The sequence below is a fragment of the Stenotrophomonas maltophilia group sp. RNC7 genome, from assembly GCF_030910085.1.
Taxonomy (GTDB): domain Bacteria; phylum Pseudomonadota; class Gammaproteobacteria; order Xanthomonadales; family Xanthomonadaceae; genus Stenotrophomonas; species Stenotrophomonas sepilia.
In genome coordinates, this window is sequence record NZ_JAVFVN010000741.1 from 34,403 (window position 1) to 46,466 (window position 12,064).

The 12,064-nt window shown below is 68.6% G+C and carries 11 protein-coding genes; 10 read left to right on the forward strand and 1 reads right to left on the reverse strand.

What is annotated here, in order from left to right; all coding sequences use genetic code 11:
- The first annotated feature begins 14 nt into the window (after positions 1-14).
- The 7 genes from RCF13_RS17745 to RCF13_RS17775 all read left to right on the forward strand — a co-directional run bounded on the left by RCF13_RS17745 (position 15) and on the right by RCF13_RS17775 (position 8,831).
- Positions 15-965: a LysR family transcriptional regulator gene (locus RCF13_RS17745; RefSeq protein ID WP_181357914.1), complete on the forward strand. Its 951-nt coding sequence runs from the start codon at positions 15-17 to the stop codon at positions 963-965.
- A 92-nt stretch (positions 966-1,057) separates the two neighbouring features.
- Entirely contained in the window at positions 1,058-1,708 is a 651-nt protein-coding gene (locus RCF13_RS17750) for a DsbA family protein (RefSeq protein WP_061479094.1), read from the forward strand.
- A gap of 36 nt (positions 1,709-1,744) precedes the next feature.
- The gene (locus RCF13_RS17755; RefSeq protein WP_061479093.1) at positions 1,745-2,752 is read left to right on the forward strand and encodes a cyclase family protein; all 1,008 of its coding nucleotides are present in this window, start codon (positions 1,745-1,747) and stop codon (positions 2,750-2,752) included.
- Between the two features lie 340 nt (positions 2,753-3,092).
- Complete coding sequence (gene imuA, locus RCF13_RS17760; protein WP_061479092.1) at positions 3,093-3,707, forward strand: translesion DNA synthesis-associated protein ImuA; 615 nt, start codon at positions 3,093-3,095, stop codon at positions 3,705-3,707.
- A gap of 9 nt (positions 3,708-3,716) precedes the next feature.
- Positions 3,717-5,126: a DNA polymerase Y family protein gene (locus RCF13_RS17765; RefSeq protein ID WP_308141404.1), complete on the forward strand. Its 1,410-nt coding sequence runs from the start codon at positions 3,717-3,719 to the stop codon at positions 5,124-5,126.
- 6 nt (positions 5,127-5,132) lie between these two features.
- Positions 5,133-8,243, forward strand: a complete 3,111-nt coding sequence (locus tag RCF13_RS17770) for an error-prone DNA polymerase (protein WP_231352169.1) — start codon at positions 5,133-5,135, stop codon at positions 8,241-8,243.
- 81 nt (positions 8,244-8,324) lie between these two features.
- Positions 8,325-8,831 carry a hypothetical protein gene (locus RCF13_RS17775; RefSeq protein WP_134969157.1) on the forward strand — a complete coding sequence of 169 codons (507 nt, stop codon included), beginning with the start codon at positions 8,325-8,327 and terminating at the stop codon, positions 8,829-8,831.
- Between the two features lie 137 nt (positions 8,832-8,968).
- Here RCF13_RS17775 and ptsJ read toward each other — a convergent pair whose 3' ends face one another.
- Positions 8,969-10,255, reverse strand: coding sequence for a transcriptional regulator PtsJ (gene ptsJ / locus RCF13_RS17780; RefSeq protein WP_134969158.1), 1,287 nt, complete (start codon positions 10,253-10,255; stop codon positions 8,969-8,971).
- 76 nt (positions 10,256-10,331) lie between these two features.
- On the opposite strand from ptsJ, the gene RCF13_RS17785 reads away from it, so the two are divergent.
- From RCF13_RS17785 to RCF13_RS17795, 3 genes are read left to right on the forward strand one after another with little or no spacing between them, the layout of a single operon-like run.
- The gene (locus RCF13_RS17785) at positions 10,332-11,105 is read left to right on the forward strand and encodes a YggS family pyridoxal phosphate-dependent enzyme (RefSeq protein ID WP_134969159.1); all 774 of its coding nucleotides are present in this window, start codon (positions 10,332-10,334) and stop codon (positions 11,103-11,105) included.
- Entirely contained in the window at positions 11,102-11,803 is a 702-nt protein-coding gene (locus RCF13_RS17790; protein WP_231352170.1) for a glutamine amidotransferase, read from the forward strand. The genes RCF13_RS17785 and RCF13_RS17790 overlap by 4 nt, the downstream gene beginning before the upstream one ends.
- Positions 11,800-12,024: a hypothetical protein gene (locus tag RCF13_RS17795; protein ID WP_061479085.1), complete on the forward strand. Its 225-nt coding sequence runs from the start codon at positions 11,800-11,802 to the stop codon at positions 12,022-12,024. Before RCF13_RS17790 ends, RCF13_RS17795 begins: the two co-directional genes overlap by 4 nt.
- Positions 12,025-12,064 lie beyond the last annotated feature (40 nt).

Here is a 12,064-nt window from a genome sequence, read left to right on the forward strand (position 1 = left end):
TCCCACATCCACGCATGGCGTGGATCTACAATGGCGCCCTCATCGCGCCCGGGACCGGCATGGATTCCTTCAACCTGATGCGTGCCTTCCGCCGCATCGTCGAACGCGGCGGGCTGGCCCGCGCCGCCGAAGACCTGGGCATGTCGCCCGCCGGGCTCAGCAAACAGCTGCGCACGCTGGAAGCGCATCTGGGCGTGGTACTGCTGCAGCGGACCACGCGGCGCATGAGCCTGACCGAAACCGGCCACGCCTATTACCGTGAATGCTGCCGCCTGCTCGACGAGCTGGACGCATTGGAACGTGGCATCGCCGAGCAGCGTGGCGAGGTGACCGGGCGCCTGCGCGTCAATGTGCCGCAGTCGTTCGCGCTGAGCACGCTGTCGCCGCTGCTGCCCCGCTTCCTGCAGCAGCATCCGCAGCTGTCGCTGGACCTGGTGATGGAAGACCGCCTGCTCGATGCAGTCGGCGAGGGTTTCGATGTGTCGCTGCGGCTGCGTGCCGAGCTGGATGATTCACGCCTGGTGGCACGCCGGCTGGCCTCGCTGCAGCAGGTGCTGTGCGCGGCGCCGTCCTACCTGCAGCAGCATCCGGCGCCCCAGGCAGTAGGCGATCTGCAGGCCCATAGCGTGCTGGCCTACAGCCTGTCCGACTCACCGGGCAGTTGGCCGCTGCTCGGCCCGGATGGCCAGGTGACGATCACCCTGCCGGCGCGCGTGACCGTCAACAACAGCCTGCTGCTGCGTGACCTGCTGGTGGCCGGCATGGGCATCGGCGCCCTGCCCTCGTTCCTGGCGGCACCAGCGCTGGCCCGTGGCGAACTGCAGCAGGTGCTGCCCGACCACCGCTATCCGCCGCGCTTCGTGCATGCGGTCTACCCCACCTCGCGCCACCTGCAGCCCAAGGTGCGTGCCTTCATCGACTTCCTGCACGCCGAGCTGCCCGGCTGCGCCGGCCTGGATTCGTAACCGCCAGCGAAAACTGAGCTGCCCGCGGCGTGCTGTTTCGGCCAAGCCGCGCTGCCTACTCTGCCGCCTCCCCTATCACCGATGGCAGGCAGATGTCTTCCGTTCCTTCCCCCGCCACCGCAGCGCCGGTGGTCGATTTCTTCCACGACGTGGTCTGCGGCTGGTGCTTCGTGCTGGCCCCGCGCCTGCAGCAGGTCTCGGCCGAACTCGGCATCCAGGTGCGCCACCGCAGCTTCGTGCTGCAGGACTCGCGCGCGCAGATGGTCGAGGTGTTCGGCTCGATGGCGCGCGCCAAGGCGATCATCCTGCGCCACTGGACCGACTGCGCCGCGCATGAGGACACCGCGCGCATCGATATCGAAGGCATGCGCGCACAGGACTTCGAGTATCCCTCCGGCTGGCTCGGCGCACTGGCCTGCCAGGCCGCAGGGCTGATCGGTGGCAATGATGCCCATGGCGCGATGTTCGACGCGGTGCAATGGGCGCACCTGCACCAGCACCGCAACATCGGCGACGCGGAAGTACTGCTGGATATTGCCGAATCGCTGGGCCATCCACGTGGCGCCTTCGCTGACCACATGCGCAGCGACGCGGTGCGCCAGCGCGTGCAGGCCGATCGCGCCGACGCTGCCGCGCTCGGCATCCGGTCCATCCCCACCGTGATCGGCGGCAACGGCTTGCGCCTGCAGACCCTGCCGCTGCCGCAATTGCGCCAGGCCCTGGCGCCCCTGGTCGCGGCCTGAGCCGCACCCTCCCCCACCCTGCAAGGAGATTTCCCCATGACCCCACGTACCCTGTCCACCGCGCTGGCCCTGCTGCTGGCCGCCACCGCCGCTTCCACCACCGTATCCGCGCACGAACGCGTTCCCTCCGGCCAGCAGGTCGGCACCAGCCCCTGGGGGCCGGAGGACGAGATCGGCCGCCTCAACCTGATCACCGAAGCCTCGCGCGCCGCGATCCTGTCGCGGGTCAGCGGCGGCAAGGCCTATGACCTGGCCACCGAATACTACGTCGGCATGCCCAGCTGGCAGGATGCCGGCGACCCGCACTACCAGTTCTGGATGACCCACACCCCGCGCGGCACAGTGATGGACGATCCGATGGGCGTGGGCGAGGCCATGAACCTCACCCGCAGCTACACCGGCACCGCGTTCTCGATGTACAGCCACACCGGCACCCACATCGATGCGCTGAACCACTTCGGCATCCACGGGAAGATCTGGAACGGCTTCGAGGCCGACAAGCACCTCGGCGACCGTGGCTGGAATGTCACCGGCATCGAGAAGTTCCCGCCGCTGATCGCGCGTGGCGTGCTGATCGACGTGGCCGGCGCCAAGGGCGTGGACATGCTGCCGGACAGCTACCGCGTCACCCGCCAGGACCTGAAGGATGCGCTGGCACGCCAGAAGGTGAAACTGCAGCAGGGCGACGTGGTGCTGATCCGCACCGGCCGCATGCGCCTGTTCGAGCAGCCCAGGGCCTACATGGCCAACCCGCCGGGCATGGGCCTGGACGCGGCACGCTTCCTGGTCGAGGACGGCGGCGCGATGATCGTCGGTGCCGACAACCTCAGCTTCGAGACCTTCCCTTCGGAGGTGTCCGACGACTACGTGCCGCTGCACACCTACCTGCTGGCACAGCAGGGTGCGCCGATCATCGAGCTGGTGGCGCTGGACGAACTGGCCCGCGACAAGGTCTACGAATTCGCCTTCATCGGCGGCCCGCTGAAGATCCGCGGTGGCGATGCCGCACCGCTGCGCCCGGTGGCGCTGCCGGTGCGCCCGTAACCAGGGGCATCCCCGGGTAGCAACGGGCCATGCCGGGTGGGTGCCGACCTTGGTCGGCACCGCGCTTTACCGCTATCCACGCATGGCGTGGATCTACCAGGCTGCGGCATGGATTTGCCGGGGCTCTCTCCAGTAGATCCACGCCATGCGTGGATGCTTTCCCCCTTCAGCAACCTGAAACCGGACCCTCCAATTTCATTAGTAATTCTACTTACAACGCGAGTAGCATGTCTGGTCTCAGCCCCTGATACCGGTCCGTCGATACTCGCGCCATGCCCGCCGTTTCCGTCCGTTCCTGCCGTTTCCAGCCCGCCCGGCGCCTCCCCTGGAGGGCTGACTGATGGGTGCCGTCGTCGCCCTCGACCGGCTGCTGGACGGGCGCCAGCTGTGGCGTGGCCCGGCCCGCCAGGGCCCCGCCAGCGACCATCTGGCCAGCGGCCATCCGGCACTGGATGCACGCCTGCCCGGCGGTGGCTGGCCGGCCAGCGGACTGTGCGAGGTACTGCAGGCGGTGCCAGGCGTTGGCGAACTGGCGCTGGTATGGCCGGCACTGGCCAGGCTGAGCCAGCGCGACCGCCCGATCGTCCTGGTCGCCCCGCCCTATCGCCCGCACGCCCCGGCCTGGGCCGCCGCCGGGCTGGACCTGGGCCAGTTGCAGATCATCCACGCCGCGCCGAAGCAGGCACTGTGGGCCGCCGAACAGTGCCTGCGCTCTGCGGCCTGCGCGGCGGTACTGTGCTGGCCGCATCAAGCCGACGACCGCGCCCTGCGCCGCCTGCAGGTGGCCGCCGACAGCGGCCAGTGCCTGGGCTTCGTGTTCCGCGAGGCGCAGGCCGCGCGCAATCCCTCCCCGGCCAGCCTGCGCCTGCAGCTCGACCACGGCCAGGTGCGGGTGCTGAAGTGCCGTGGCGGCCTGCCGCCGGCACAACCGTTGCCGCTGGCCATCGCCCACTGAGGCCGCGCCATGCACTGGGCCTGCCTGTTGTTGCCGCAGTTGGCGCTGGACAGCGTGCTGCGCCTGCAGCCCGACCAACAGCGGCCCTTGGTGCTGCTGCAGGGGCCGGCACAGCGACGCGTAGTGCGTGCAGTCAGCCCGTCGGCACGCGCCGCGGGGTTGCGCCCGCGCATGCTGCTGTCGGCTGCACAGGTACTGGTGCAGGACATGCACCTGCACGACTACGACCCCAATGCCGAACAGCACACCCGGCAGCTGCTGGCCAGCTGGGCCTATGCCTACAGCTCGCAGGTCAGCCTCGATTTTCCGCATGCACTGGTGCTGGAAATCGGTGCCAGCCGCGCCCTGTTCGGTGACTGGCTGACGATCCAGCAGCGCCTGCGCAATGAACTGCACGAACTCGGTTTCCGCCACCGCCTGGTGGCCGCGCCTACCCCACATGCCGCGCGCGTGCTGGCCAACGTCCACGATGGCCTCGGCATCGATGCGCAGCAACTGCCGGCGGTGCTGGCGCAGCTGCCCCTGGCGCGCTGCGGCCTGCCCAGCGAGGCGGTGACGGTGCTCGGCCGCTCCGGCCTGCGCACGTTGGGCGCGGTGCTCAAGCTGCCGCGCGACAGCCTGGCCCGGCGCTTCGCCCCCGAGGTCCTGCAGCAGCTGGATGCATTGCGCGGGCTGCCCACCGCGCCATTGCGCTACTACCAGCCACCCGACCGTTTCGATGCGCGCATCGAATTCGAGTACGAGATCGAATCCAGCCAGGCCCTGCTGTTCCCGCTGCGCCGCCTGCTGCTCGACCTGGCCGCCTTCCTGTGCTCGCGCGATGGCGGCGTGCAGCGCTTCGACCTGCATTTCGAGCATGACCTGTTGCCGGCCAGCGTGCTGACCATCGGCCTGTTGGCGCCCGAACGCGATCCCGCGTTGCTGTTCGAGATCGCGCGCAACCGCATGGAAGCGTTCGCCCTGCCGGCCGGCAGCCGCGCACTGCGCCTGCAGGCCGAACAGCTGCCGCCGTTCGTACCCGCCGCGCGTGACCTGTTCGATACCCGTCCGGCGCAGGCGATGCCGTGGAACCAGCTGCGTGAGCGCCTGCGCGCGCGGCTCGGCGATGACGCCGTGCAGCCGCTGGCAGTGCAGGCCGACCATCGCCCCGAACGCGCCAGCGGCAGCCAGCCAGCGGCCAGGCCACCGGCATACTGGCCACTGCGCCCCGGTTGGCTGCTGGACGCTCCACAGCCGCTGCGTGACCCGCGCCTGCGCATCATCGCCGGGCCGGAGCGGATCGAATCGGGCTGGTGGGACCAGGCTGACGCGCGCCGCGACTACTACGTGGTGGAAACCGCGCATGGCCAGCGCGGCTGGGCCTTCCGCGTGCGCAACGATCCGCATGCGCCGTGGATGCTGCACGGCTGGTTCGGCTGAGCCGCCATGCACAGCGAACTGCCCGGCTACGCCGAACTGCACTGCCTGTCGGCCTTCAGTTTCCAGCGCGGTGCTTCGATCGCCGAAGAGTTGTTCGCGCGCGCCGCTGGCCAGGGCTACCGCGCGTTGGCGATCACCGACGAATGCTCGCTGGCCGGCATCGTGCGCGCCTGGCAGGCAGCCAAGACCCATGGCGTGGCGCTGATCGTCGGCGCCGAATTCCAGGTCGAGGACGGGCCGAAGCTGGCCCTGCTGTGCACCGACCAGGCCGCCTATGCCGGGCTGTGCCAGTTGATCACGACCTGTCGGCGGCGGGCTGCCAAGGGCGAATACCGCTGCCTGCGCGACGATCTGCTCGGCCTGCCCGACGGTTTGTTGTGCCTGTGGCTGGACCGGCAGCCATCCGCCACCGATCTCGAGTTGCTGCGCACCGGCTTCGATGATCGGCTGTGGCTGGCGGTGGAACTGCACCGCGAACACGATGACGCACGCCGCCTGCAGCAGCTGCAGGCCTTCGGCGAACGCCACCGCCTGCCCCTGGTCGCCAGTGGCGATGTGCACATGCACGTGCGCCGCCGCCGTGCCCTGCAGGACACACTGACCGCGATCCGCCACCGCTGCAGCGTGGCCGAGGCCGGCTGGCGCCTGTTTCCCAATGGCGAGCGCCACCTGCGCCCGCGTACCGCGCTGGCCCAGCTGTATCCGCCCGAACTGCTGGCTGAAACCCTGCGCATCGCCGAGCGCTGCCACTTCACCCTGGAACAGCTGCAGTACACCTATCCGCGCGAGCTGGTGCCCGAAGGACACGATCCGGACAGCTGGCTGCGCGTGCTGGTCGAGCGCGGCATCCGGTGGCGCTGGAAAGGCGGCATCGAAGCGAAGCAACGCACGCAGATCGAGCACGAACTGGCGCTGATCAAGCAGAAGAACTACGCCTCGTATTTCCTCACCGTGCAGGACATCGTGCGCTTTGCGCGCAGCCAGGACATCCTCTGCCAGGGCCGTGGCTCAGCGGCCAACTCGGCGGTGTGCTTCGTGCTGGGCGTGACCGAGATCGACCCGGCACGCAGCAACCTGCTGTTCGAGCGCTTCATCTCCGCCGAGCGCGACGAACCACCGGATATCGACATCGACTTCGAGCACGAGCGTCGCGAGGAGGTGCTGCAGTACGTGTTCAAGCGCTACGGCCGCGAGCGCGCCGCACTGACCGCGGTGGCGATCAGCTACCGTGGTCGCAGCGCGATCCGCGACGTGGCCCGCGCACTGGGCCTGCCGATGGACCAGGTCAACGAACTGGGCGCGGCGATGGACCACTGGGGCGGCAACATCCCGCTGCCGGAAACCCTGCGCGAGCGTGGCTTCGATCCGGACACGCCGTTGATGCGGCGGCTGCTGGCACTCACCGCAGAGCTGATCGATTTCCCGCGCCACCTGTCGCAGCACCCGGGCGGTTTCGTGATCTCCGAGCACCCGCTGTCGACGCTGGTACCGGTGGAGAACGCAGCGATGGCCGACCGCACCGTCATCCAGTGGGACAAGGACGACCTCGATGCCACCGGCCTGATGAAGGTCGACTGCCTGGCGTTGGGCATGCTCACCGCCATCCGCAAATGTCTGGCGATGCTGAAGCAGCATGGCCTGCACAGTGGACGCATGGATGCGATCGAGGATGACGACAAGCCCACCTACGACATGATCTGCGCCGCCGACACCATCGGCGTATTCCAGATCGAGTCGCGCGCGCAGATGGCGATGCTGCCGCGCCTGCAGCCACGCGAATTCTATGACCTGGTGATCGAGGTGGCGATCGTGCGCCCTGGCCCGATCCAGGGTGACATGGTGCACCCCTACCTGGAACGGCGAAGGATCCTGCGCGAGCAGGGTCCTGACGCGTTGAACGTTCCAGACAATCCACTCTATCCAGCGCGGCTGGAACGCGTGTTCGCGCGTACGCTGGGCGTGCCACTGTTCCAGGAACAGGTCATGCAGCTGGCGGTGGAAGCGGCCGGCTACACGCCGGGCCAGGCCGATGCCCTGCGCCGCTCGATGGCCGCATGGAAACGCCGTGGCGGCCTGGAGCCGCATCGCGAGAAGCTGCTGTCCGGCATGCTGAAGAACGGCTTCAGCCGCGAATACGGCGAGCACCTGTTCGAGCAGATCAAGGGGTTCGGCGATTACGGTTTCCCGGAAAGCCACGCCGCCAGTTTCGCCCTGCTGACCTATGCCAGCTGCTGGCTGAAGTGCCATCACCCGGCCGCGTTCACCGCCAGCCTGATCAACAGCCAGCCGCTGGGCTTCTACAGCCCCGACCAGCTGCTGCAGGACGCGCGGCGGCATGGCATAACCGTTCTTCCCGTGGACGTACGCCACAGCGACTGGGACTGCACGCTGGACTTCAGCAGGGGGCCGGCGGCGATCCGTCTGGGCCTGCGCCTGATCGACGGCTGCAACGAAGATGCCGTGCAGGCCATCATGCGCGAGCGCGCGCGGCGCCCGTTCGACGACGTCGGCGACCTGTGCCAGCGCACCGCGCTGGACCGCCGCCAGCAAGGCCTGCTGGCCGATGCCGGGGCACTGCGCGGGCTCAGCGGCCATCGCCATCGTGCACGCTGGGATATCTCGGGCGTAGAGAACCGGCTGCCGCTGTTCGACCAGGCCCGTGCCACTGCCGAAGCCCGCGTGCCTCTGCCACTGCCCAGCGCCTGGGAGGACATGCAGGCCGACTACCGCAGCACGGGCACCACCCTCGGCCGCCACCCGATCTCGTTCCTGCGCGCGCAGCTGCGCAGTCGTGGCTGCCTGGATGCCGCACAGCTGGCCGGGCACGGCCACGGCCGCCGTGTGCGCATCGCCGGACTGGTGCGCATGCGCCAGCGCCCGCAGACCGCCAGTGGCGTTACCTTCCTCACCCTTGAAGACGAGACCGGCATGGTCAACGCCGTGGTCTGGCGCCACCTGGCCGACCGCCAGCACCGGGTGCTGGTCGACACCCAGCTGATGCAGATCGATGGCCGCCTGGAGCGCGTTGATGGCGTGCAGCATGTCATCGTGCAGCGCATGCACTGCCTGGATGAGCTGCTGCAGGGACTGCGCAGCCACAGCCGCGATTTCCACTGACGATACAGATCGTCACACAACGAACTGGCCTTTGCCCGCCGGCATCCGCTATCGTCGGCCTATCCAAGGAAGGACGACCCGATGCCCCGTGTGCTGCTGCTGACCACCCTGGTGGTCTCGACCCTTGCCCTGCTCGTTTCCGGCTGGACCGCCTGGAGCCTGCATCGCAGCCAATCGCCTGAGCGGATCATCGAAGCGCGCGGCCTGGTCATCCACGATGGCACTGGGCAACCACGGCTGATCCTCGGCGCGCCGGTGCCGGACCCCCTCAGCAGGGGCCGCCCCCAAGGACCGCGTGCAACCGCGCTGTCCGGCCTGATCCTGCTTGGCCCCGACGGTTCCGAGCGCGGCGGTTATGGCACCAGCGACCGCGGCGGCGAAGCCCTGCTCACTCTGGACGATGCCACCGGCACCACCGAAGTCTTCAAGGTCGTCGCCAACCCGGACCGTGGCGCCAGCCTGATGGTCAAGCACCAGAACAATACCGGCGCCATGCTCACCTCCTGGCAGGGCAAGCCGGAGCTGATGTTCGTCGATGACAGTGGCCAGTCCTACTACGTGCGCCCCGGCGCCAACGCCGCGCCCTGATCTGCTTCTGTAGCGTCGAGCCATGCTCGACTTTGTTTCGCCCCTGTAGCGTCGAGCCATGCTCTGCTGCTTCTACCAACAGCAGCCGAGCATGGCTCGGCTCTACAAGGCGAAGCAGCGTCTAGCATGGCTGGGCGCTATACCCCACACACCGCCGCCAGGTCATCGGCCAGCTGCCGCAGCTGCGCCGCCCCCAGCGCCGCGCAGGTGATGCGCAGGCCATGCCCTGGTGCAGCCACCGCAAACACTTCGCCAGCACGCACATGCCATCCGCGCGCAGCCAGCGCCAGTACCTGTGGATGGCTGTCGGCCGGCAACGGCAGCCACAGGTTCAATCCCTCCATCGGCAACGGCGTCGGCACGCCACGCGCGCGCAGCAGTTCCTGTAGCGACTGCAGGCGCTGCTGGTACCGCTCGCCTGCCGAGGCGATCTTCGCCCGCTGCGGCGCCGAGGCCAGCACCGAAGTGGCGGCATCCTGCAACAGATGACTGACCCAGCCGATGCCGGACGCCAACCGCAACCGCAACCGCATCGCGGTCTCGTCATCACAGGCCAGCCAGGCAAGGCGCAGGTCGGGGCCGAGCGGCTTGGACAGCGAACGCAGCAGCGCCCAGCGCCGGCCATCCAGCGGCAGTACCGAGTGGTAGGCCTGCTGCGAGAGCAGTGCGTAGTGGTCATCGATCAGCACCGCCACCTGCGGGTAGGCCGTCAGCAGCTGGCGCAACGCCCGTGCCCGCTTCGCATCCAGGCTGGCCCCGGTCGGGTTGTGCGCACGCGGGGTCAGCAGCACCGCGCGTGCCCCGGCCTCCAGCGCCTGTCGCAGCGATTCAACCTGCATGCCATGCGCATCCACCGTCACCGGCAACGGCGCATGGCCCACGGCATTGAGCACATTGAGGCTGCCGAGGAAGCATGGATCCTCCACCGCGATGCGATCCCCCGGCAGCAGCCATGCCGCCAACAGGCGCTCGATGCCATCGACCGCGCCATGGGTCAGCTCCAGCGCGTACCCCTCGGGGCAATCCGCATCCAGCGAGGCGCGTGCCAACGCCTGCAACCTCGGGTCGACCGTGCCCACGCCATACAGCCGTGGCGCCGCCGGGGCCAGGCGCAGGCTGGGCAGCAGGCGAGGATCCGGGTTGCCACCGGCCAGGTCCTGCAGCGCCAACCCCGGCGTACTGCCCTCGCGCGCCAGCGTCGGCGGCAGGCCACGCACCACCGTGCCGCGTCGGCCCGCGGTACTGGCCAGGCCGGCCGCATCCAGTCGCTTGTAGGCAGCAGCCACGGTGTTGCGATTGACCCCCAGCTGATCGGCCAGTTCGCGCACCGGCGGCAGCACGCTGCCCGCCGGCAGGCGGCCCTTGCCGATGCCATCACGGATGCTGTCGAAGATCGACTCGGCGCTATGCCCGGTGATTTTCATTTTGTCCTATGCCAAAATAATTCTTGTCCTGTGCCAGTGTATCCCACCCTGGCCATCCTGCATTGGAGGTGCCCGCATGCCCCTTGCCGCCGCCGACTGGCCCATCGCCCAGTCCGTTGAACAGATCGCCGCCAACCTGGTCACGGTGCGCCAACGCATCGCCGCTGCCTGCGCCCGCGTCGGCCGGGACCCGGCCAGCGTGCGCCTGCTGCCGGTCAGCAAGACCGTCGATGACGCCCGCATCCGCATGGCGGTGGCCGCCGGTTGCCGCGAGCTGGGCGAGAACAAGGTGCAGGAGGCGCAGCGCAAGGCCGAGACGATGGCCGATCTGGGCGTGCACTGGTCGGTGATCGGGCATCTGCAGACCAACAAGGCGCGCTACGTGGCGCGCTTCGCCAGCGAGTTCCAGGCGCTTGACAGCCTGCGCGTGGCCGAAGCGCTGCAGCAGCGCCTGCAGCTGGAAGACCGCACGCTCGATGTGTTCGTACAGGTCAACACCTCCGCCGAACCCAGCAAGTACGGTCTGGAACCCGCTGCCGTCGAGGCCTTTGTGCAGCATCTTCCAGCGTTCGACCGCCTGCACGTACGCGGCCTGATGACGCTGGCCATCTTCACCCCCGAGGTCGAGCGCGTGCGTGCCTGCTTCGTGCGCCTGCGCGAACTGCGCGACCAGCTGCAGCGCACTGCACCTCCCGGCATCGACCTGTCGCAGCTGTCGATGGGCATGTCCGGTGACTTCGAAGTGGCCATCGAGGAAGGTGCCACCGTGGTCCGCGTCGGGCAGGCCATCTTCGGCGCACGCGCCACCCCGGACAGTTTCTACTGGCCCAGCAATGGAGCCCTGGCATGAAGCACGCGGTCGTCCTGCAACACGTCGCCTTTGAAGACCTCGGCACCCTGCAGCCTCTGCTGATGGCACAGGGCTGGCAGCTGCAGGTGCTGCAAGCCGGTGTCGACGCCCTCGTTCCGGCCGAAGCCGCCGATCTGCTGGTGGTGCTGGGCGGTCCGGTCAGCGTCAACGACGTTGATCTCTATCCCTTCCTCAATGACAGCATCGCGCTGCTGCAATGTCGGCTGCAGCAGCAGCGGCCCACGCTGGGCATCTGCCTGGGCGCGCAGCTGATGGCGCGTGCACTCGGTGCCGACGTCGCCGCCAGTGGTGGCAAGGAGATCGGCTTTGCGCCACTGCTGCTCACCGATGACGGCCAGCGCTCGCCACTGCAGGCCCTGCAGGGCATTCCGGTACTGCATTGGCATGGCGAGGCGTTCGAACTCCCGGCGGGTGCACGCCGCCTGGCCAGCACGCCGGCCTGCCGCCACCAGGCCTTTGCCATCGGTAACCATGCGTTGGCACTGCAATGCCATCCGGAGCTGGACGCGCGCCAGTTCGAGCGCTGGCTGATCGGTCACACCCTGGAACTGGCCCAGGCCGGCATCGATCCGAACGACCTGCGCACGCAGGCGCGTCGCTATGGCGCGCCACTGGCCGCGGCCGCCACCGCGATGTTCGACCATTGGCTGCAGGACCTGCCGGAGCTACCGCGATGAACTACCGATTGCAGATTCACCGCGATGGCGCCTACTGGGGCCACTTCGACTGCAGCGGGCCTGATGCCCTGCAGCGCATGGACAGCATCGCCGCGCAGCTGCCTGCAGCCCAGGGCTTCCAGCTGAAACGGCAGAAAGGCATCAGCGAAGAGCGCATCCTGTCCAGCAATGCCGATGGCCTGCGCGTACTGGCTTCGCAGATCCTGTACCGCGACCTCTGACGATCATCACGGTAGTGCCGGCCGCTGGCCGGCACCCGAC

Coding starts and splice junctions, on each gene's coding strand:
- RCF13_RS17745 (WP_181357914.1), top strand. CDS start 15: ATGGCGTGGATCTACAATGGCGCCCTCATCGCGCCCGGGACCGGCATG.
- RCF13_RS17750 (WP_061479094.1), top strand. CDS start 1,058: ATGTCTTCCGTTCCTTCCCCCGCCACCGCAGCGCCGGTGGTCGATTTC.
- RCF13_RS17755 (WP_061479093.1), top strand. CDS start 1,745: ATGACCCCACGTACCCTGTCCACCGCGCTGGCCCTGCTGCTGGCCGCC.
- imuA (WP_061479092.1), top strand. CDS start 3,093: ATGGGTGCCGTCGTCGCCCTCGACCGGCTGCTGGACGGGCGCCAGCTG.
- RCF13_RS17765 (WP_308141404.1), top strand. CDS start 3,717: ATGCACTGGGCCTGCCTGTTGTTGCCGCAGTTGGCGCTGGACAGCGTG.
- RCF13_RS17770 (WP_231352169.1), top strand. CDS start 5,133: ATGCACAGCGAACTGCCCGGCTACGCCGAACTGCACTGCCTGTCGGCC.
- RCF13_RS17775 (WP_134969157.1), top strand. CDS start 8,325: ATGCCCCGTGTGCTGCTGCTGACCACCCTGGTGGTCTCGACCCTTGCC.
- ptsJ (WP_134969158.1), bottom strand. CDS start 10,255: ATGAAAATCACCGGGCATAGCGCCGAGTCGATCTTCGACAGCATCCGT.
- RCF13_RS17785 (WP_134969159.1), top strand. CDS start 10,332: ATGCCCCTTGCCGCCGCCGACTGGCCCATCGCCCAGTCCGTTGAACAG.
- RCF13_RS17790 (WP_231352170.1), top strand. CDS start 11,102: ATGAAGCACGCGGTCGTCCTGCAACACGTCGCCTTTGAAGACCTCGGC.
- RCF13_RS17795 (WP_061479085.1), top strand. CDS start 11,800: ATGAACTACCGATTGCAGATTCACCGCGATGGCGCCTACTGGGGCCAC.